Source organism: Pseudarthrobacter sp. NPDC092419, from assembly GCF_044755045.1.
Taxonomy (GTDB): domain Bacteria; phylum Actinomycetota; class Actinomycetes; order Actinomycetales; family Micrococcaceae; genus Arthrobacter.
Window position 1 is genome coordinate 70,264 of record NZ_JBIVQF010000001.1, and the last position, 19,951, is coordinate 90,214.

General features: G+C 66.0%; 19 protein-coding genes. 2 read left to right on the plus strand and 17 right to left on the minus strand.

Annotated elements, in window-relative coordinates; genetic code table 11:
* Nucleotides 1-17: 17 nt before the first annotated feature.
* The 11 genes from ACIQC0_RS00340 to truB form a co-directional block, all read right to left on the minus strand.
* Nucleotides 18-1,361: a M16 family metallopeptidase gene (locus ACIQC0_RS00340; RefSeq protein WP_377215496.1), complete on the minus strand. Its 1,344-nt coding sequence runs from the start codon at nt 1,359-1,361 to the stop codon at nt 18-20.
* A 112-nt stretch (nt 1,362-1,473) separates the two neighbouring features.
* Nucleotides 1,474-3,732 (minus strand): polyribonucleotide nucleotidyltransferase, encoded by a 2,259-nt coding sequence (locus ACIQC0_RS00345; RefSeq protein ID WP_377215521.1) that lies wholly within the window; start codon nt 3,730-3,732, stop codon nt 1,474-1,476.
* A gap of 241 nt (nt 3,733-3,973) precedes the next feature.
* A complete protein-coding gene (gene rpsO, locus ACIQC0_RS00350; RefSeq protein WP_377215495.1) occupies nt 3,974-4,243 on the minus strand; it encodes a 30S ribosomal protein S15 in 270 nt (89 codons plus the stop codon).
* Nucleotides 4,244-4,449: 206 nt separating this feature from the next.
* Complete coding sequence (kynU, locus tag ACIQC0_RS00355) at nt 4,450-5,709, minus strand: kynureninase (RefSeq protein WP_400532160.1); 1,260 nt, start codon at nt 5,707-5,709, stop codon at nt 4,450-4,452.
* Nucleotides 5,706-6,560 (minus strand): tryptophan 2,3-dioxygenase, encoded by an 855-nt coding sequence (gene kynA, locus ACIQC0_RS00360; protein WP_377215493.1) that lies wholly within the window; start codon nt 6,558-6,560, stop codon nt 5,706-5,708. Before kynA ends, kynU begins: the two co-directional genes overlap by 4 nt.
* A 111-nt stretch (nt 6,561-6,671) precedes the next feature.
* Nucleotides 6,672-7,655: a bifunctional riboflavin kinase/FAD synthetase gene (locus ACIQC0_RS00365; protein WP_377215492.1), complete on the minus strand. Its 984-nt coding sequence runs from the start codon at nt 7,653-7,655 to the stop codon at nt 6,672-6,674.
* A 121-nt stretch (nt 7,656-7,776) separates the two neighbouring features.
* Nucleotides 7,777-8,142, minus strand: coding sequence for a helix-turn-helix transcriptional regulator (locus ACIQC0_RS00370; RefSeq protein WP_400532161.1), 366 nt, complete (start codon nt 8,140-8,142; stop codon nt 7,777-7,779).
* Nucleotides 8,143-8,164: 22 nt separating this feature from the next.
* Nucleotides 8,165-9,196 (minus strand): TerC family protein, encoded by a 1,032-nt coding sequence (locus ACIQC0_RS00375; protein WP_400532162.1) that lies wholly within the window; start codon nt 9,194-9,196, stop codon nt 8,165-8,167.
* Nucleotides 9,197-9,376: 180 nt separating this feature from the next.
* Nucleotides 9,377-9,820, minus strand: a complete 444-nt coding sequence (locus tag ACIQC0_RS00380) for a hypothetical protein (protein WP_400532577.1) — start codon at nt 9,818-9,820, stop codon at nt 9,377-9,379.
* A 19-nt stretch (nt 9,821-9,839) separates the two neighbouring features.
* Nucleotides 9,840-10,193 (minus strand): hypothetical protein, encoded by a 354-nt coding sequence (locus tag ACIQC0_RS00385; RefSeq protein WP_377215488.1) that lies wholly within the window; start codon nt 10,191-10,193, stop codon nt 9,840-9,842.
* A 2-nt stretch (nt 10,194-10,195) separates the two neighbouring features.
* Nucleotides 10,196-11,140, minus strand: a complete 945-nt coding sequence (truB, locus tag ACIQC0_RS00390) for a tRNA pseudouridine(55) synthase TruB (RefSeq protein ID WP_400532163.1) — start codon at nt 11,138-11,140, stop codon at nt 10,196-10,198.
* Between the two features lie 63 nt (nt 11,141-11,203).
* Here truB and ACIQC0_RS00395 point away from each other — a divergent pair, with 63 nt between their 5' ends.
* Nucleotides 11,204-12,370: a pyridoxal phosphate-dependent aminotransferase gene (locus ACIQC0_RS00395; RefSeq protein ID WP_400532164.1), complete on the plus strand. Its 1,167-nt coding sequence runs from the start codon at nt 11,204-11,206 to the stop codon at nt 12,368-12,370.
* Nucleotides 12,371-12,399: 29 nt separating this feature from the next.
* On the opposite strand, the gene trxA is transcribed toward ACIQC0_RS00395, so the two are convergent.
* The 6 genes from trxA to rimP all read right to left on the minus strand — a co-directional run bounded on the left by trxA (nt 12,400) and on the right by rimP (nt 18,697).
* Nucleotides 12,400-12,840 carry a thioredoxin gene (trxA, locus tag ACIQC0_RS00400; RefSeq protein WP_400532165.1) on the minus strand — a complete coding sequence of 147 codons (441 nt, stop codon included), beginning with the start codon at nt 12,838-12,840 and terminating at the stop codon, nt 12,400-12,402.
* Between the two features lie 80 nt (nt 12,841-12,920).
* Complete coding sequence (rbfA, locus tag ACIQC0_RS00405) at nt 12,921-13,436, minus strand: 30S ribosome-binding factor RbfA (RefSeq protein ID WP_400532166.1); 516 nt, start codon at nt 13,434-13,436, stop codon at nt 12,921-12,923.
* A 78-nt stretch (nt 13,437-13,514) separates the two neighbouring features.
* The gene (infB, locus tag ACIQC0_RS00410; protein ID WP_377215483.1) at nt 13,515-16,379 is read right to left on the minus strand and encodes a translation initiation factor IF-2; all 2,865 of its coding nucleotides are present in this window, start codon (nt 16,377-16,379) and stop codon (nt 13,515-13,517) included.
* 152 nt (nt 16,380-16,531) lie between these two features.
* Entirely contained in the window at nt 16,532-16,894 is a 363-nt protein-coding gene (locus ACIQC0_RS00415; RefSeq protein WP_400532167.1) for a YlxR family protein, read from the minus strand.
* Nucleotides 16,895-17,105: 211 nt separating this feature from the next.
* A complete protein-coding gene (gene nusA, locus ACIQC0_RS00420; RefSeq protein WP_377215481.1) occupies nt 17,106-18,083 on the minus strand; it encodes a transcription termination factor NusA in 978 nt (325 codons plus the stop codon).
* Nucleotides 18,083-18,697, minus strand: coding sequence for a ribosome maturation factor RimP (rimP, locus tag ACIQC0_RS00425; RefSeq protein WP_377215480.1), 615 nt, complete (start codon nt 18,695-18,697; stop codon nt 18,083-18,085). Before rimP ends, nusA begins: the two co-directional genes overlap by 1 nt.
* 365 nt (nt 18,698-19,062) lie before the next feature.
* Between rimP and ACIQC0_RS00430 the strand changes: the two genes are divergently transcribed.
* The gene (locus ACIQC0_RS00430; RefSeq protein WP_400532168.1) at nt 19,063-19,911 is read left to right on the plus strand and encodes a DUF4439 domain-containing protein; all 849 of its coding nucleotides are present in this window, start codon (nt 19,063-19,065) and stop codon (nt 19,909-19,911) included.
* The last annotated feature ends 40 nt before the right edge of the window (nt 19,912-19,951 follow it).

Below are 19,951 nucleotides of genomic sequence, written 5' to 3' on the forward strand. Positions count from 1 at the left end.
AAAGTCAGTTACTACACTCAGAGTCCGAAGGTTTCGGATTCCTCGAAGGGCCCCACCACGGTGACGGTGCGGGGGGCGGCAGCAAGCTCGGCTGCGAGGTCCTGGACCTGCTGGACCGTGACGTCCTTGATCAGGCGAAGGGTCTCGTCGATGTCCTGGTATTCACCGGACACGAGTTCAGCACGCCCCAGCCTCGACATCCGTGAGCCGGTGTCCTCGAGCGCCAACACGATTCCGCCACACAGTTGGCCGACTGCCTTGCGGAGCTCATCCTCCGTAATGCCGTGTTCTGCCAGCTTGTCCAGCTCGGCTCCCAGCAGTTCCAGCACCTGGCGCACCTTGGAGGGAGTGCAGCCGGCATACATGCCGAAGTACCCGGCATCCGCGTACGACGACGCAAAGGAATAGGTCGAATAGACCAAGCCCCGTTTCTCACGGATCTCCTGGAACAACCTGGAGGACATGCCGCCGCCGAGCACGGCGTTGAGCACGCTCATGACATAGCGGCGGTCGTCGGTGGCCACAATGGTGGGGCAGCCCATAATGATGTTGGCCTGTTCCACCGCCCGCTTCACGACGTGGAGCCCGGCCGTACCGGTAATCAGTGCACGGTCTGTAGGGCGGCGGTCCACGGGTGCCGCGTCGGACTCCAGCGACCACCCGGCAGACTCGAGCGCGTCCACCACAAGGCCGCATACGACGTCGTGCTCCAGGCCGCCTGCGGCGGTAATCACCAGCTCGTCAGGCCGGTAGTAGCGCTGGTAATGGTCCCAGACCGAATCGCGTGCCACGGCGCGGATGGCGTCCGGTGTGCCGCCGATGGGGCGGCCCAACGGGTGGCTGCCGAGGACGGCGGCCACAAAGTGTTCGTGGGCAACGTCGGTGGGATCATCGCTGTCCATCGCGATTTCCTCCAGGATGACGTCGCGTTCCTGCTCCATCTCGGCGGGGTCGATCACTGCACCGGTGATCATGTCGGCAATCACGTCGATTGCCATCGGCAGGTCCGTATCCAGGACCCGCGCAAAGTAGCAGGTGCTTTCCTTGGCAGTAGCCGCGTTGGACTCCCCGCCGACTTCATCGAAGGCGGAAGCGATTTCAAGCGCCGTGCGGCGCTTGGTTCCCTTGAACAGCAGGTGCTCCAGGAAGTGGGTGGAGCCGTGCTGCCCCGGGGCCTCGTCCCGGGAGCCAACACCAACCCAGAAGCCGATGGTGGCTGAACGCTGCCCAGGCATCGCTTCGGTCAGTACCCGCACTCCCCCGGGCAGCACGGAGCGGCGGACTTCGGAGCCGCCGTCGGAGCCGTGGACCAGGGTGTCGCCGCGGTGGTTCTGCTCAAGCGGCAGGGGTACAACAGTCATTGAGGCCTTTCAGGAGGGGCAGCCGGATCTGGCTGCCATCGTAACAGCGGCGGGGCCGGTGGATCACCCACCGGCCCCGCCGATTCATGCTTAGGCCGGAGCCCGGAGCTGACTAGGCGTCAGCGCCTTCCGCCGGTTCGGTGGAGTGCGCGCGCTCAGCGTCGGCTGCGCCCTCTTCCTCGGCAACAACCGGTGCCAGCGAGAGCTTTCCGCGGTCGTCGATCTTGGTGATTTCCACCTGGACCTTCTGGCCGACGGACACAACGTCATCCACGTTGTCCACGCGCTTGCCGTTGGCCAGCTTGCGGAGCTCGGAGATGTGCAGCAGGCCGTCCTTGCCCGGGGTCAGGGACACGAAGGCACCGAAGGTGGTGGTCTTGACGACCGTGCCCAGGTAGCGCTCGCCGATTTCCGGAACCTGCGGGTTGGCAATGGCGTTGATGGCGGAGCGTGCTGCATCTGCAGACGGACCGTCGGTAGCGCCAATGTAGACGGTGCCGTCGTCCTCGATGGAGATGTCGGCGCCGGTATCTTCCTGGATCTGGTTGATCATCTTGCCCTTGGGGCCGATGACCTCGCCGATCTTGTCCACGGGGATCTTCACGGCGATGACGCGCGGTGCGAACTCGGAGAGCTCGTCCGGGGTGTCGATGGCCGAGTTGATGACATCCAGGATGTGCAGGCGGGCTTCGCGGGCCTGCTTCAGTGCTGCAGCCAGGACCGATGCGGGGATCCCGTCGAGCTTGGTGTCCAGCTGGATGGCCGTGACGAACTCGGAGGTACCTGCCACCTTGAAGTCCATGTCGCCGAAGGCGTCTTCGGCGCCGAGGATATCGGTGAGCGCCGCGTAACGGGTCTGGCCGTCAACCTGGTCGGACACCAGGCCCATGGCGATACCGGCAACGGCGGCCTTCAGCGGCACACCGGCGTTCAGCATGGACAGGGTGGAGGCGCAGACGGAACCCATCGACGTCGAACCGTTGGAACCGAGGGCCTCGGATACCTGACGGATGGCGTAGGGAAATTCCTCGCGGGACGGCAGGACGGGCACGAGGGCGCGCTCAGCCAAGGCACCGTGGCCGATTTCGCGGCGCTTGGGCGAACCCACGCGGCCGGTCTCGCCGGTGGAGTACGGCGGGAAGTTGTAGTTGTGCATGTACCGCTTGCGCGTGACCGGAGACAGCGAGTCAATCTGCTGTTCCATCTTGAGCATGTTCAGCGTGGTGACACCCATGATCTGGGTCTCGCCGCGTTCGAAGATGGCCGAACCGTGAACACGCGGCAGGACCTCAACTTCGGCAGTGAGCTGGCGGATGTCCGTCAGGCCACGGCCGTCGATGCGGATCTGTTCCTTAAGGATGCGCTGGCGCACAACATGCTTGGTGACCGACCGGAATGCAGCGGACAGTTCCTTCTCGCGGCCTTCGAACTGGCCGGCCAGGGACGCGAGGACCTCGTCCTTGAGTGCGTCGGAAGCGTTGTCGCGCTCCTGCTTGTCAGCGATCTGGAACACTGCAGCCAGCTTCTCGCCTGCAGCAGACTCGACGGCTGCGTAAGCATCGTCCTCGTAGTCCAGGAAGACCGGGAACTCGACGGTGGGCTTGGCAGCGCGTGCGGCCAGGTCGGCCTGGGCGTCGCAGAGGGCCTTGATGAACGGCTTGGCAGCCTCGAGGCCCTCGGAAACGACCTCTTCGGTGGGGGCAGTGGCGCCCTGTTCCTTGATGAGGTTCCACGAGTTGTCCGTGGCTTCTGCTTCTACCATCATGATGGCGACGTCGTCACCGGCAACGCGGCCGGCAACCACCATGTTGAAGACGGAGTTCTCCAGCTGGGAGTGCTTCGGGAACGCCACCCACTGGGAGCCGTTCTCGTCTGCCACCAGGGCAACGCGCACGCCGCCGATGGGGCCGGAGAAGGGCAGGCCCGAAAGCTGGGTGGACATGGAGGAGGCGTTGATGGCAACGACGTCGTACAGCTCGTCCGGGTTGATGGCCAGGACGGTGACCACGATCTGGACCTCGTTGCGCAGGCCCTTGATGAAGGCGGGGCGCAGCGGGCGGTCCATGAGGCGGCAGGCCAGGATGGCTTCGGTGGATGGACGTCCTTCGCGGCGGAAGAACGAGCCCGGGATGCGGCCGGCGGCGTACATGCGCTCTTCAACGTCAACCGTCAGCGGGAAGAAGTCAAAGCCCTCGCGCGGGTGCTTGCCGGCGGTGGTGGCGGACAGCAGCGCGGTGTCTTCGTCGATGTACACCATCGCTGCGCCGGCTGCCTGCTTGGCAAGGCGGCCGGTTTCAAAGCGGATTACACGCTTGCCGAAGCGGCCATTGTCAATGACGGCTTCTGAGAACTGGATTTCGGGACCCTCCAAGAGAGTCACCTCCGTTTCTGTTTTACGGAAGTCCAGCCGCATCAACCCAGCCCAGCATCTGTCTACTGGCCCTGCACCCGGTCATCGATCGAGACCCACGGGCCGGGGCTTCGCATGGAAGCCGTTCCCGGGGATCACTACCGAGGACCGCGAATGCGTGATGCGGTTGATCCTCCTGTTTAGTTTTGGTTTGAAGAAGGCGGCCCGTTCCGTGGTTGGAATGGGCCGCCCCTAAGTCCGACTAGCGGCGCAGGCCGAGGCGCTCGATGAGCGAACGGTAGCGTGCGATGTCAGTCTTCTTGAGGTAGCTCAGCATGCGCTTGCGGCGACCAACCATGGCCAGCAGACCGCGCTGGGTGTGGTAGTCGTGCTTGTGCGCCTTCATGTGCTCAGTCAGATCCTTGATCCGCTGGGTCAGGACTGCAACCTGGACCTCGGGCGAACCGGTGTCGCCTTCGCCGGTTGCGTATTCCTTGATGATGGACTGCTTTACAGCGGCGTCAAGTGCCACAATAACTCCTAGAAAATGTGCCGTGAGGGCCCGGTCAGAAAATCACTGCCGGGTCTGCCCGCGCAGGTTTCCCGAACAAATCAGGGTTTCCCGAACATGGCAGGAACCAGCCGCCACGGACTGCAGCCGGATCCATCGCCCAGTTTACCGGCCGCGTGCCAATCTTGTCGAAAAGGCTGCAGGCCGGCGGTTCATTCGGCAACCGTTCAGCCGGCGAGTTCCGCCCGGATCGCGGCCATTCCCTGCAGGACCTCCCCGAAGCTGGTACTGAGGGGAGACAGGCCTACCCGGATGCCGTGCGGGGCCCGGAAATCCGGAATGACATCCTCGTCCCACAGCCCGGCCACCGTGGCCTTGGCGAAGTCCGGATGGTCCACGGTGATGTGGCTGCCACGCCCGGACGGGTCGCGCGGAGAGGCCAGCTCGGCGCCCAAAGGGGCCAGCCACGCATCAAAAAGCTTCACCGCGAATCCGGTGAGCCGGAGCGACTTCTCCCGGATGGCGGCCATCGATGCTTCCTCGATCAGGTCCAGCGTGCCCTGCATGGCGATCATTCCGAAGATGGCCGGAGTGCCGCTGAGAAACCCGCGGATTCCTTCCGCCGGTTCATAGCCGGATGCCATTTCGAAGGCGTCCTTGCGCCCCATCCAGCCCCAGATGGGCTGCCGCAGCGAGCCAAGATGCCGGCTGTTCACATAGGCGAACGCTGGAGAACCGGGTCCGCCGTTGAGGTACTTATAGGTGCACCCGGCCGCGAAATCCACGCCGGCGTCGTCCAGCCCGATCTCCACCGATCCCGCGGAATGGCACAGGTCCCACACCACCAGGGCGCCGGCGTCGTGCACTGCTGCCGTGATGGCGGGGAGGTCGGCGAGGTGCGCTGAGCGATAAGCCACCTGGCTCAGGAGTACGACGGCGGTGCGCGGCCCCGCTGCCTGGCGCACCTGGTCAACGGTCACCCCGCCGGCAGGGTCGGGCTGGATCCAGCGAAGGGTCAGACCTTCCTCGCGTGCGATACCTTCCACCAGGTAGCGGTCCGTGGGGAAGTTCTCGGTGTCCAGGAGGATTTCGTTGCGGCCGGGGTCGTTCACTGCCGCAAGGGCTGCGCGGATCAGCTTGTAGAGGACCACGGTGGTGGAGTCGGCAATGATCGTCTGGCCGGGCGCGGCCCCCAGCACCGCCCGGCCAAGCTGGTCACCAATGGCCCGTGGCAGCTCGAGCCACTGCTCGTCCCAGCCGCGGATCAGCCGTCCGCCCCACTGGTCCGTGATGAACGCAGCGACATCCTCGGCGGTACGCTTCAGCGGCCGGCCCAGGGAATTGCCGTCCAGGTAGGACAGCGGAGAATCGGTGCCGATAAAGTGCTGCCGATAGGGGGCCAGGGGATCGCGGGCATCGAGTTCCGCAGCGCGAAGCCGGAGTTCGCCTGCGGCTGGCATGCTGTCAATTTCCTGCTGGATGCTCATTGTCCGATCTCCGTCCTGACAGCGAAAAGTTCCGGGAAGAACGTCAGCTCCAGGGCCTTCTGGAGGAAAGCGACACCGCTGGACCCGCCGGTTCCGCTCTTCATGCCGATGGTCCGCTGGACGGTCCGCAGGTGCCGGAAGCGCCACAACTGGAAGTTGTCCTCGAGGTCCACGAGTTCCTCGCACGCCTCATACGCGCCCCAGTTGTCCGCAGCGTGCTCGTAGATGTGCTTGAACAGCGGGACCAGTTCCGGAGTGAACTCGTGGGCCCGGGTCACGTCGCGCTCCAGGACCGATGCCGGCACGGCGAGGCCCTGTCTGGAAAGGTAGGCCAGGAACTCGTCGTAGATGCTGGGCGAGCCAAGTAGCTCCGCGAGCATCACGTGCGACTCCGGGTCTGATTCAAAAACGTCCAGCATCTTGCGGTTCTTGTTGCCCAGGACGAACTCCACGGCACGGTACTGCGCTGACTGGAACCCCGAAGAGTTGCCCAGGAACCCCCGGAACTGCGAATACTCCGTGGGGGTCAGCGTGGCCAGGACTGACCATTGTTCGGTCAGTGTCTTCTGGATGTGCTTGACGCGGGCAATGCCCTTCAGCGCGGAGCCGAGGTCGTCCGCGCGGAGCCACGCCGCGGCGCTGCGCAACTCGTGGAGCACCAGCTTCAGCCACAGCTCCGTGGTCTGGTGCTGGATGATGAACAGCAGTTCGTCGTGGTGCTCGGGTTCGCTCACCGGCTGCTGTGCGCTCAGCAGCGTTGGCAGCTGCAGATAGGACGAATAGCTCATCCGGGAACTGAAATCGCGGACGATCCCCTTCTCCAGCTTCCGGGTGTTCTTCTCCACTGGCACTGGCGGGCCTTCCTGTCTGGCCGGCAGTTCTGGTGCCGGGCGGTGGGGGCGGAACAGCCGCCCGGCCGGTTGGCGGCGGGACGGCAGCGTCGCAACCTGCGGGGTGCCCGGCTAGTGGCTGCGTAACAGATCGTGCGTCTGGACAACGTCCAGCCGCATTTGCTCAACGAGCGCTTCCGGCCCACGATAGGCCACCATCCCCCGCAGCCGGGAGACGAATTCCACCACTACTGTCTGGCCGTAGAGATCGAAGTCCTCCACGGCTTCCTTGGGCCGGTCAATAACGTGCGCCTCGACCTGACGGCTGACGCCGTCGAACGTGGGATTGGAACCTACCGAAATGGCTGCGGGCCAGCGCTTTCCGGCCTGGTCCACCAACCAGCCGGCGTAGATGCCGTCCGCGGGGATCAGCCCGGAGGCATCCGGGGAAAGGTTGGCGGTGGGAAAGCCCAGCGCACGTCCGCGGGCGGCGCCGTGCACTACCTCGCCCCGCATCCGGTGCGGCCTGCCCAGGACCGCAGCGGCGGTGGCCACGTCGCCCTCGCGCAACGCCTCGCGCACCCAGGTGGAGGAACAGCGGCGGTCCTTGCCGTCGTCCTCGTGCAGAGGGTAGCCCTCTGAACCGAATTCGCTGATGACCTGAACGTCGAAGCCGAACTTCCCGCCGAGCTCCTTCATGGTGTCCAGGTCGCCGGAGTTGCCGCGGCCGAAGCGGGCATCGTGGCCGATCACCACCTGGCTCGCGTGGAGGCAGTCCACCAGGTACTGCCGGACGAACTCCTCCGGGGTCAGGCTGGCCAGGTCCAGCGAGTACTTCATGACCAGCACGGCATCAAGGCCCAGTTCGCCCAAGGCTTCCAGCTTGTCCGGCAATCCCATGATCATTTCCGGCGCAGCCTCGGGGCGGTGGATCACGGCAGGGTGTGGATCAAAGGTGACGGCCACCGATTTGGCGCCGGAGAGGCGGGCTGAGCGGATCAGCTGGGACAGCACCTGCTGGTGACCCCTGTGGACGCCGTCGAAGTTTCCGAAGGTGACCACGGAAGGGCCAAAGTCCGCCGGGACCTCGGCCGGATCGTTCCAGATGTAGACCATCACCCTCGCCTTAACAGCTTGCAAGTATCAATGTTCGGGCCCGGTACCGGCCGCGGAACTCTCTAAGATTACCTGCATTCGAGGGTTTGCCAGGACGCCGGGAAAGCCGTGGGCAGGGCTGTTACTGCTCCCCCGCCGCGCTGCCGCCCGGCAGGGGCCCGGTAAAGAGGCTGATGAGCCCGTCCACTTCCTGCGCAGCCGTCGAGGGATGCCGGAAATGCTGATGGGGCCGGATGATGTAATGCGTCCTGCGCCCCACCCTTGACCGTTGCAGATACCCGCCCTCTTCAAGGTCCTTGAGGATCTGCAGGGCCGCACGGGTGGTGATGCCCACGTGCTCGGCGATGTCGGTTACGCGGATGTCCGGGTACCGTGCCACAGACAGCAGGACATGCCCGTGGTTGGTCAGGAACGTCCAGGCGGGCCGGGTGTGCCCGCCTGGACGTGGAGCGTCATGGCCGCTGTCGATGGAATTTTCAGCTGTCATGGATGCTCCGTTGTTTTCGGGGTCATGGATGGTTGGTCCTGCATGGTTCCCGGCGGCGCCACAACGGTTCAAGGGCTGCCATCTCTTCGGGGGATGCTGTCCCGAACGGTGCACCCTCCGGCGCGGGAAGCGGCCGGCGGCCCTGGCCCCGGGTTGCCCACAGGCTTGCTGCCACGGCCACGAGGAGGATGGTGACGATAACCGCCAGGGAAACCGGGGTGGGGATGTAGTAGACGTCGATCTTCAGGAACATCTTGATGCCCACCCAGATCAGGACAAGCGCCAGGCCGGTCTTCAGGTAGACGAACCGGTGGATAAGGTCGGCCAGCAGGAAGTACATGGCGCGTAGTCCCAGGATGGCAAACGCGTTCGCGGTGAAGACCAGGAAGACCTCATCGGTAACGGCGAAGATCGCTGGGATGGAGTCCACGGCGAAGACGATATCCGTGGCCTCCACGAGGACCAGAACTGCGAGCAGTGGGGTGGCCAGAAGGACTCCCCGGCGCCGGATCAGGAAACGTTGCCCGTGGAAGTCATTGGTCATGGGAACGTGGCGGCGGAAGAGCTTCAGCGCCCGGGATTTTTCGGGGTCCAGCAGGTCGTCCCGGTGCCGGACCATCCGGAAGCCGGTGACAAGCAGGAATGCCGCAAAAATATACAACACCCACTCCGCGCTGGTGATGATGGCGGCGCCGCCGGCAATGAAGATGCCGCGGAACAGCAGTGCGCCCAGAACGCCGAAAAACAAGACGCGGTGCTGGTATTCCCGGGGCACCGCAAAGTAGGTAAAAATAATGGCCCAGATAAAGACGTTATCCACCGCGAGGGACTTCTCGATCAGGTAGCCGGCAAAATATTGCTGGCCAAACTCCGCCCCGTAGACCTTCCACACCAGTACGCCAAAACCTACGCCAAAAGCGACCCAGACCACGGACCACAATGCGGCCTCCCGCACCCCAATCACATGGGCCTTGCGATGGGCAAAAAGGTCAAGTGCAAGCATCAGGACCATGAAGAGAAGTACGGCCAGCCAGGCCCATAAAGGAACATTCATCAGGGGAAACCCGCTTCCAGTCAGATATATACCAACCGGAGGTCTTTCCCGGCTCCGCCGGAGCCTGCCCCGCCGGACCGCTCAGGGGCGGTCGGATTGACGACGAAGCATTCGGGGGATACTCCCCTCCACACAAAACAGTGAAGCATATTTCATGTGTCGAGACAACAAACAGGGCACTCAGCCCGCAGCAGGCACCGCGCCCCGGGGACGCCGCCGGTAAAGCCAGGCCAGCCCAAGGATTGGCAGCACCAGCGGCACAAAGCCGTAGCCTCGGCCGAACATCGACCATACGGTTTCATGCGGGAATTGCACCGCATCGAAGATGCTCAGGGCACCCACTACCAGTACGCCCACCAGCTCCACCAGCACCGCGGCCAGCGACACTTTGAACCAGGTCCGTCCGGACTTTGCGAGGGAAACGGTGGCCACTACATATACGAGGGCCGCGAAGGCAGAGAGCAGGTATGCCAGAGGCGCCTCGGAAAACTTGGTGAGGATCTGATAAGCGGCCCGGGCGGACGCGGAGATCGCGAAAATCGCGTAGACCGCGATCAGGAGCCGGCCGGGACCGGTGTTGCGGGTGTTCGCTGCGGCAGCTGCCGTCCCGGACTTCTCTTTCACGATGGATGATTCTTCCACTTCAGTACCAGATCTGGTTCATGCGGGCGGCCATGACCAGTGCAGTCACGCCCACCGCGGCGAGTACAAAGTTGCTCCAGCGGGTCCGTTCGAGGATGGACCAGTACACTGCGGCGGGCGGCAGCAGCAGCGCCGTCACCAGGTAGCCCCAGAATTCCCATGCCTCCCCCGCGATCGGCTCACCGGCGATGACCCGCACGATCGAGCCCACCAGGTAGACCAGGAGGGCAAGTTCGACGGCGGCCACCGACAGGATGGTGATGTCGTTCGGGGCCTTCTTCATGATGCCGGCCGCCAGGCAGATGCCCGTGGACAGCAGCCCGACCACCAGAATGATGTAGAAATACGCGTCCACGCTCAGGCCTCTCCGGCCGCGGAGGTGGCGGCGGTACCTGAACCGGTCCCCGGCGCGAACACCAGCACTGGCTTGGCATGGCTACCGCTGTCTGCCAGCAGCGCCACGAGGCTACCGTCCGGGGCGAACGCGGCAGCCGGATGGTCAGCGGTCGCAGCGGAGGTGCTTCCGGCCGGGGCGCCGGAGGCGATGCGCCGGCCGAAGGAAATCTCCGTGGTCTCCTCGGCCGTAAGCTCGCGGATTGGCATGAGTGCGCGGGCCGCGTCTGCAATGTCCAGGACGCTGAGCTCCTCAGCCAGCTGCTCCAGGGTCCGGGCCTGGTCCAGCGAATAGGGGCCCACGTGCGTGCGGCGCAGTGCCGTCAGGTGCCCGCCGACGCCCAGGGCGGTGCCCAGATCCCGGGCCAACGCCCGGATGTAGGTACCGGAAGAACACTCGACGGTGACATCCAGGTCGACCACGTCGGTCCCGGCCGGACGGCGGATGGAGTGCACCTCGAAGCGGTGGATGGTGACCGGGCGGGCGGCGAGCTTGACGTCTTCCCCCGAGCGCACGCGCGCATAGGCCCGTTCACCGTTGACCTTAATGGCACTGACGCTGCTGGGCACCTGTTGGATTTCACCGGTGAGGGCCGCCACGCCGTCGTAAATTGCCTGCTCAGCCACGGCGGAGGCGGAGGCCGAGGCGGTAACCTCGCCCTCGGCGTCGTCCGTAACTGTTGACTGGCCCAGCCGGATGGTGGCCGTATAGGTCTTCGTCGTGCCCACGATGTAGGTAAGCAGGCGGGTGGCCTTGTTGATACCCACTACCAGGACGCCGGTGGCCATGGGATCAAGGGTCCCGGCGTGGCCCACTTTCCGGGTGCCGGCGATCCGCCGCATCCGGCCAACCACATCGTGGCTGGTCCATCCCTGCGGTTTGTCCACTATCACCAGTCCAGAAAGCACGCTTCCCAGTATATGGGCGACGCCGCGCGCCCCGCCCACCGGTGGGCGGCTAGGATGGCAGGCATGCCTGAGCTTGCCGCCCATGTCCGCGACGTGCCCGTCAACCAGATCCGCGAGATCACCGAAGCTGCGTGGCGCACCCCCGGCGCCCTGGTTCTCAGCATTGGCGAACCGGGCTTTCCGCTTCCCCGCCACGTCCTGGAGGCAGGCATGGCGTGCCTGGACCGGGACGAAACCAACTACACGCCCAATGCGGGCCTTCCGGCACTACGGGAGGCATTTGCGGCGAGGTTCCGGGAACGCACCGGGTTGAACGGGGAAACGGGCATCGGCGCGGACCGCGTCTACGTGGTGGACGGAGCCCAGCAGGGCCTGCATTTCGCCATGAGCCTGCTGCTCTCCCCCGGCGATGAAATCCTCATTCCCAACCCGGGCTACCCCACCTTTGCCATGACCAGCCGGCTGCTCAACGCCGTGCCCGTGGGCTATCCGCTGTATCCGGAGCATTCGTTCCAGCCGCGGACCGCGGACATCGAGGCGCTGATTACGGAGCGCACGCGCGTGCTGGTGCTGAACTCGCCGTCGAATCCCCTGGGCGCCGTGCTCAGCGAGGACATGACCCGCGAGCTGGTGGAGCTGGCCCGGCGGCACGATCTGTGGATCATCTCCGATGAGTGCTACGAGGCCTTTACTTACGACGTTCCGCACGTAAGCCCGGCAAAGTACGACGGCGGCACGCCGGGTGACGCGCGCGTGTTCACGTCGTTGACACTCTCCAAAACGTACGGGCTCACGGGCCTCCGGATCGGCGCGCTGATCTGCCCTCCGGGCCTGGAGCAGAAGATGGACAACGTGATGGAGTCGATCGTTTCCTGCGTGGCATCCCCGTCGCAGTATGCAGCCCTGGCCGCGCTCACCGGACCCCAGGACTACGTACGGGAGGCGCACCAGCATTACCGGGAGAACCGGGACGCAGCCTCCGCCGCCCTCGACGCGAAGGGCATCCCCTACCTGACCGCGGAAGGCGCCTTCTACCTGTGGGCGGACGTGTCCCATGCCAGCGGAGGGGATGTGCGCGGCTGGGTGCGGCGCTTCCTGAACGACTCCGGCGTGGCGCTGGCCCCCGGCACGGCATTCGGATCCATCGGCGAAGGCTGGGTGCGCATCGCATTGTGCGGGCGGAAAGACGAACTCCTCGAAGGGCTGTCGCGCCTGCCGGCACGGGACTGACGGTCCCGGCGCCTTGGCTCGGCGCTGAACTACCTGCCTGCTTTGGCCAGTGCCGCGGCCAGCCATGACCGCAGGGCCTGGGCCGGTGCCGCGCCGGCCTGCCGCTCAATCACTGCGCCGTCCACCATCACCATCAGCGTGGGGATGGCCTGGACATCGAACCTGTGCGAGAGGCCGGGGGCCTTGTCCACGTCCACCTTGACGAGCTTGATCCTGCCGGGCTGCTCCCTGGCCAGCTTGTCCAGCGCCGGGCTCACCATCCGGCACGGCCCGCACCACTCCGCCCAGAAATCCACCAGCACGGGAACCGGCGACTGTTCGGCCACATCCGCGAAATCCGCGTCCCCTGCATCCACGATCCACGGAAGATCCGCCTTGCAGTTGCCGCAGCGGGGCCGCCCCGGAGCCGCAGCGGGAATGCGGTTGGTCTTGCCGCAGGAGGGGCAGGTGATCAAGGATGCAGCCGTCATAGCTAGATCCTAGCCATGACAGCACAGGAAAGCCCGGACCAGTAGCGGTCCGGGCTTTCTCCACGCAACGGGTGTCTCCGCTACTTTCGCGCGTTGCCGTCCTCGTCGATGCCGTCGTCATCACTGAGGTCGAGGTCCTCTTCGTCGAAGTCGTCTTCGTCGATTTCCACGTCGCCAGAAGCGTCGCTCCGGTACGGATCGGGGTCCCCTGCGTGCCGGGCCCGTGCGGCCAAAGCGGCAACCTCGGCGTCACGCTTCTTGGCCTCCCTGAGCAGCTCTTCGAGGTTGGAGGCAACGACGGGAATCTGGTCGGCCACGAACTCCAGGCTGGGAGTCAGCCGGACAGTGATGTTCCGCCCCACTTCCTGCCGCAGCACGCCCTTGGCCTTCTCCAGTCCCTTGGCAGCGTCGGCCTGCACGGCCTGGTCCCCAAAGACGGTGTAGTAGATCGTGGCGTGCTGCAGGTCGTTGGTCACCCGGGCATCGGTGACGGTAATGCCTTCAAGCCGGGGGTCCTTGACCTTGCGGCCCAGGGCCTCGGCAACAACAACCTTAATCCGCTGCGCCAACTTGGCAGCACGTGCCGGATCAGCCATATCCACTCCTCAATTAGTGTTACGACGGCGGGGCGCCCCCGGATTCCGGAGGCTCCCCGCCCATGGTACGAAACCGGACTAGACGCGCGGCTTCTCGCGCATCTCGAAGGTCTCGATGATGTCGCCCTCGGCAATGTCGTTGTACGAGCCGAGGCCGATACCACACTCGAAGTCCGTGCGGACCTCGGTGGCGTCGTCCTTGAAGCGCTTGAGCGTCTCAACGGTGAGGTTGTCGCCGATGATCTTGCCGTCGCGGCTGATGCGGGCCTTCGTGTTACGGCGGATGATGCCGGAACGGACGATGGAACCGGCAATGTTGCCGAACTTGGAGGAACGGAACACTTCGCGCACCTCGGCGGTACCCAGCTGGAACTCTTCGTATTCCGGCTTGAGCATGCCCTTGAGAGCCGCCTCGATGTCGTCGATCGCGGAGTAGATGACCGAGTAGAAGCGCATGTCCACGCCTTCGCGGTCTGCCAGTTCGGCAACCCGTTCGGCCGGCTTGACGTTGAAGCCGATGATGACGGCGCTGTCCACGGTGGCCAGGTTGACGTCGTTCTGCGTGATGGCACCCACACCGCGGTGGATGACGCGCAGCTGCACGCCTTCGCCGACGTCGATCTTGAGCAGGGCGTCTTCGAGGGCTTCCACGGCACCGGACACGTCACCCTTGAGGATGAGGTTGAGGGTGTCGATCTTGCCTTCGGCCACTGCCTGGTCGAAGTCTTCGAGGCTGATGCGCTTGCGGCGCTTGGCCAGTGCGGCGTTGCGGTCGGCAGCTTCGCGCTTCTCGGCGATCTGGCGGGCGGTGCGCTCGTCAGCGGTCACGAAGAAGGTGTCACCTGCACGCGGGACGTTGGACAGACCCAGGACCTGCACGGGGCGGGACGGGCCTGCCTCGGTCAGGGCGCTGCCGTCGTCGTCGAACATCGCACGGACGCGGCCATGGGCCGTGCCTGCCACGATGGTGTCGCCGACGCGCAGGGTTCCGGACTGCACCAGGACGGTTGCCACGGCACCGCGGCCCTTGTCCAGGTTGGCTTCGATCGCGATACCGCGGGCGTCCTTGTTCGGGTTGGCGCGCATGTCCAGGGCAGCGTCCGCGGTGAGCAGGACTGCCTCGAGCAGGTCGTCAATGTGCAGGTTCTGGCGGGCAGAGACCTCCACGAACATGGTGTCGCCACCGTATTCTTCGGGAACCAGGCCGTACTCGGTCAGCTGGCCGCGGACCTTGTCCGGGTTGGCGCCTTCCTTGTCGATCTTGTTCACGGCCACGACGATGGGCACGTTGGCCGCCTGGGCGTGGTTGAGGGCTTCAACGGTCTGCGGCATGACGCCGTCGTCCGCGGCCACCACCAGGATGGCAATGTCCGTGACCTTCGCACCACGGGCACGCATGGCGGTGAACGCCTCGTGGCCCGGGGTATCGATGAAGGTGATCTTGCGGTCTTCACCCTCGTGGTTGTGCGTGACCTGGTAAGCACCGATGTGCTGCGTGATGCCGCCGTGCTCCCCGGCCATGACATCCGACTTGCGGATGGCGTCCAGCAGGCGGGTCTTACCGTGGTCCACGTGGCCCATGACGGTGACAACCGGAGGACGTGCCTCAAGTTCCTCGTCGCCTTCAGCTTCGAGCTCGGCATCGAAGTCGATGTCGAAGCTGGAGAGCAGCTCACGCTCCTCGTCTTCCGGGGAAACAACCTGGAGCTTGTAGCCGAGCTCCTCGCCCAGCAGGGCAAAGGTCTCTTCGTCCAGCGACTGGGTAGCCGTGGCCATCTCGCCGAGGTGGAAGAGAACGGTGACCAGCGCGGCGGGGTTTGCCTCGATCTTGTCGGCGAAGTCCGTGATGGAACTGCCGCGGCGCAGCCGGATAACGGTGTTGCCGTCGCCGCGGGGTACGCTCACGCCACCCAGCGACGGTGCGCTCATCTGCTCAAGTTCCTGGCGCTTTGCGCGCTTCGACTTGCGCTGCTTGCCACGGCCTGCGCCGCCCTTGCCGAAGGCACCCTGGGTACCGCCGCGGCCGCGGCCGCCCTTACCGAAGCCACCGCCGGCGGGAGCACCGCCGCCGCCACCGGGACCGCCGGTGCCGGGAGCACCGGGGCGTCCGGGACCGCGGCCGCCGCCCGGACGGCCTGCCCCTGCGGGTGCGGGACGCTCAGTGCGGTTGGGCATCATGCCCGGAGTAGGACGGTTTCCGCCGGCACCACCGGGACGCGGTGCGCCCGGACGCGGGCCGCCTGCGCCTGCTGCGGGGCGGGGACCGCCCGCACCTGCTGCCGGACGCGGACCGCCGGGACGGGGACCGCCCGCACCGGCCGCGGGACGCGGACCGCCGGGACGTTCACCGTCAGTGCGGCCGCCGCCGGGACGGGGCATGCCCTGCGAGGTGGCGAAGGGGTTGTTGCCCGGGCGGGGAGCACGCTCACCGTCGCCGCCGCGGCCGCGGGGCATGCCCTGGGACGTGGCGAAGGGGTTGTTGCCCGGGCGGGGACCGCCGGGGCGGGGGGCCGATGCGCCGGACGCAGCGCCGCCCTGGCGGGGAGCCGGAGTTTCGGCCTTGGGGGCCGGGCGTGCACCGGGCTTGGCGCCGGTGGAGGGTGCTGCGGGGGCAGCCGGGGCCGCAGCTGCGGCGGGTGCCTGGGGTTCCGCAGGAGCGGGCGCTTCGGCCTTGGGAGCCGGAGCCTTGGGCGCAGCCGGACCGGGGGCCGGTGCTGAAGGACGTGATTCTCCCGCGGGGGCAGGCGCCTTGGGGGCGGCGGCCGGAGCTGCGGACTTCGCAGCGGCGTCCGGGAAGGCGTTGCGCAGTTTGCGGACAACGGGGGCCTCAATGGTGGATGAGGCGGAGCGAACGAATTCGCCCAGTTCCTGCAGTTTCGTCACTGCATCTTTGGAAGTAATACCGAGCTCTTTGGCGAGCTCGTGTACGCGGACCTTGGCCACATTTCTCCTGTCTCGGTCCGCACCGAGCCAGGCACGAACCGTCTACTTCTTACTGCGGGCCCCAGCCGCGATTGGTGCAGCAGGGCCCATTGCAGAGCGCAACAAAGTTGTCATCGTTGCGCACTCATCGCTGGGAACTCATCGGGTTTCCATCAGATTTCTGACCCGCTTTCAGGTTGGACGGTAGGTGTTGCGGCCACCGGGGCAGCTGCAACGTTCGTGCCTTGCATGATCCGGCGTTCGACGGCGGCAGTTCCGGTTGCGCCGTTAAGGGCACGTCCGAATGCACGCCGTTTGACCGCCAGGGCCAGGCACGATTCGCTGGGGTGCAGCCATGCACCCCGGCCAGCCATCCGGCGTCGTTCATCCACCAGGACAGCGGATGATCCGCTGCCTTCGGCGACGAGCCGGAGCAACTCTGACCGCAGCCCCTTTTTCCGGCATCCGATGCAGGTGCGTTCAGGCTGATTCCCGGGGTCTAGTACTTCTGCCACGGTGATCGTCCTGACGTTCATATCTGCTGGCCAGAGGGTTACCCGCCCTGCTGCTGCAAGGTGGCACGCCCAAGGCGCACGGCTGCCGGCCGTAAGGCGCGGTCCTCTTCATTCTAGCCCCTTCGGGCGGTGTGGCCCGAACCGGAGGGCCTCGCCGGGCCCGTCGGGACCCCGCCAGGCCGGCCGGCAGCGCTGCCGCATGGGGTCAGCCGCCGGAGGTCGGCTACCGGCGTCAGCCTGCCTGGGTAGCGGCGTCGGAGACGATATCGATGCGCCAGCCGGTCAGCTTGGCGGCGAGCCGGGCATTCTGGCCTTCCTTGCCGATGGCGAGGGAGAGCTGGTAGTCGGGAACCACCACGCGGGCGGACCTGGTGGATTCGTCGGTGATGGTGACGGAATTCACACGCGAAGGGGACAGTGCGCTGGCGATGAAGGTGGCGGGGTTCTCGCTGTAGTCGACGATGTCGATCTTCTCGTCGTTCAGCTCCGTCATGACGGCGCGGACGCGCGAACCCATTTCACCGATGCACGCCCCCTTGGCGTTGATGCCGGGGATGTTGGCCTTGACGGCGATCTTGGTACGGTGGCCGGCTTCGCGGGCCAGTGCCACGATCTCCACCGAGTGGTCCGCGATTTCCGGCACTTCCAGTTCGAACAGTTTCCGGACCAGGCCCGGGTGGGAACGGGACAGCGTGACCGACGGACCCTTGGAGCCGCGGTGGACGTCGATCACCAGGGCGCGCAGGCGGTTGCCGTGCAGGTACTTCTCGCCGGGAACCTGCTCGGGCGGCGGAAGCAGCGCCTCCACTGCCCCCAGGTTGACCTGGATCATGTGCGGGTTGTTGCCCTGCTGGATGGTGCCTGCCACGAGTTCACCCTCACGGCCTTTGAACTCGCCGAGGACGTTGTCGTCCTCGGCGTCGCGCAGGCGCTGCAGGATGATCTGGCGCGCGGTGCTGGCGGCAATGCGGCCGAACCCGGCAGGGGTGTCCTCGAACTCACCGATGGGGGCACCGTCGTCGTCAATCTCAGTCGCCCAGATGGTGACGTGACCGCTCTTGCGGTCCAGCTCGGCACGGGCCTTCTCGAAGGCACCGGGCGACTTGTGGTAGGCCACCAGGAGCGCCTGCTCGATGGTGGGGATCAGGAGGTCCAGCGGGATTTCACGCTCACGCTCCAGAAGTCTCAGTGCGCTCATGTCAATATCCATCAGGCCTCCTCAGAAGGTCCATTGTGTCCAGGTTCCAGACCATCCCCGGAAAGGTGGCTGAATTCGATCTCGACTTTTCCGCTGCGGATCCTGTCGAAAGGAAGTTTTATAGGTTCGCCCTGCTTGGGCTTCATGCCCTTCTTGACGGCGATTTCCGGGACCAGGGCCACACCGCCGTCGTCCACCGACTGGATGCGGCCGGTGACGTTCTCGCCCTGCACCACGTTCACCTTCACCATGCGGCCCTTGGCGCGGTGCCAGTGGCGGGGTTCGGTGAGGGGCCGGCCGACACCCGGAGAAGAGACCTCGAGGTCATAGGGGCGGCCGTCGTCGTTGGGATCGTTGTCCAGCACGTCAGAGAGCACCTTGGAGATGTCCGCGATGACGTCAAGGCTGACGCCGCCGGTCTCCTCCTGGGGCAGGTCCACCACTACATGCACCACGCGGTGTGAGCCGGCGACAATGCTGACGTCCTCGAGGTACAGGCGGTTGGCCTGGACCGCGGGCTCAAGGAGCGCCCGGAGCCGGGCTGCTTCGGGGTTCGGGGCCGGTGCAGACTCAGCCTGGCCCGTTCCGGTGTGGTCTGGTGAAGCCGTGGCTTCTGCATTGCTCACGATGCCGGCCGCCCTCCTTATAGGTGATGTTGTGTGTACTAGCGTAGCTATTTTACCGGCAGAGTGGTGGACACAGTTTTCTGCCGGCCATGGCACCATGGTCTGTTGTGAAGGACGACAGACAGGGCGCCGGGAAGCGGAGACACCCCTTCCGCTCCATCCTCTTTTCGTTGGCGGCCCTCCTTGTCCTCAGCCTCGGATTCACGCTGATTCCCGCGGAACCACCCGCTCCTGCGCCGCCTTCAGCTGCCGATATTGCACGCGCGGCCGCCCTGGACGACGCCCTCCGTCTCCGGGCCGCCGCGGGCCGCCCCGTTGCCAGGGCAGGGGATAAATCTGCCTCGGGCGCAGGCGTTGGCGACGTTGTGACCTTGCTGACTCTGCAGGCCCGCGCGCTGCTCATCCCGGAGGAGTCAGTACCCCGGCCTGACACCCCGGCGGGGCCGCCGGGGGCGGCTCTGTCCGTCCCGGACCTGGCCAGGGACCTGGCGGCCAGCGGAACCAGGCGCCTCCAGGACGCAACAACAACGGACGACGGCGGATTGGCCCGCCTTTTGGCGGGCATCGGGGCCGCACAGCTCCTTGCCGCCGAGCGGTTGCAGGCCGGCACTGCGGCGGCAACGCCCCCTGCCGGGAGCGTACCGGCCTCCACGACGGCCACACCGTGCCCCTCCCCCAAGGCAGCCCCTGCAGCCTCTGCGCCGACAGAACCTCCCACCGCCCCCTCCCCGGATGCTGCCGCCGCGTTGTCGGCTGTCGTGCAGGCGGAACGGGAGGCTGTCTATGCCTACGAGGCCGCAATGCCGCGCCTCGCGCCCGGCGCGGCGGGTCCGGCGTCGGCATTCCTTGGCAGCCACCGGACCCTCGTCCGGGACGCCGAAAGCCGGCTCCTCCTGCACTGCCGCGCCACGCCGGTCCAGCAGCCCGGCTACGCCGTCGACGCAGATTTCCTCCAGTCCCCGGCAGGCCGGCTGGGCAGGCTCGAAGCCGCAACCTTGGGCGCTTACGGCGACCTCATTGCGCTCTCGGAAGGCGGGGTCCGTGGATGGGCGGTATCGTCACTCCGGGCGGCGGCGGCGCGTGCAGTCCAGTGGGGTGCCGATCCCGGCCCGCTACCCGGCCTCGCCATCGACCCGGCACAGCTCCCCGAGCTGCCCGGACCATCCGAACCGGCCGGTCAGCCCGGGCCGGCAACACAGGGCCCCCAGCGCTAACGGCCGGGCCTCAACCCTGGTGGCAGGGCCCCACACTGCC

What these genes read in the sequence shown, in the direction of transcription:
- ACIQC0_RS00340 (WP_377215496.1), bottom strand. Translation starts at nt 1,361, where the DNA reads ATGACTGTTGTACCCCTGCCGCTTGAGCAGAACCACCGCGGCGACACC.
- kynU (WP_400532160.1), bottom strand. Translation starts at nt 5,709, where the DNA reads ATGAGCATCCAGCAGGAAATTGACAGCATGCCAGCCGCAGGCGAACTC.
- ACIQC0_RS00365 (WP_377215492.1), bottom strand. Translation starts at nt 7,655, where the DNA reads ATGGTCTACATCTGGAACGATCCGGCCGAGGTCCCGGCGGACTTTGGC.
- ACIQC0_RS00370 (WP_400532161.1), bottom strand. Translation starts at nt 8,142, where the DNA reads ATGACAGCTGAAAATTCCATCGACAGCGGCCATGACGCTCCACGTCCA.
- ACIQC0_RS00375 (WP_400532162.1), bottom strand. Translation starts at nt 9,196, where the DNA reads ATGAATGTTCCTTTATGGGCCTGGCTGGCCGTACTTCTCTTCATGGTC.
- ACIQC0_RS00395 (WP_400532164.1), top strand. Translation starts at nt 11,204, where the DNA reads ATGCCTGAGCTTGCCGCCCATGTCCGCGACGTGCCCGTCAACCAGATC.
- trxA (WP_400532165.1), bottom strand. Translation starts at nt 12,840, where the DNA reads ATGACGGCTGCATCCTTGATCACCTGCCCCTCCTGCGGCAAGACCAAC.
- rbfA (WP_400532166.1), bottom strand. Translation starts at nt 13,436, where the DNA reads ATGGCTGATCCGGCACGTGCTGCCAAGTTGGCGCAGCGGATTAAGGTT.
- ACIQC0_RS00415 (WP_400532167.1), bottom strand. Translation starts at nt 16,894, where the DNA reads ATGAACGTCAGGACGATCACCGTGGCAGAAGTACTAGACCCCGGGAAT.
- nusA (WP_377215481.1), bottom strand. Translation starts at nt 18,083, where the DNA reads ATGGATATTGACATGAGCGCACTGAGACTTCTGGAGCGTGAGCGTGAA.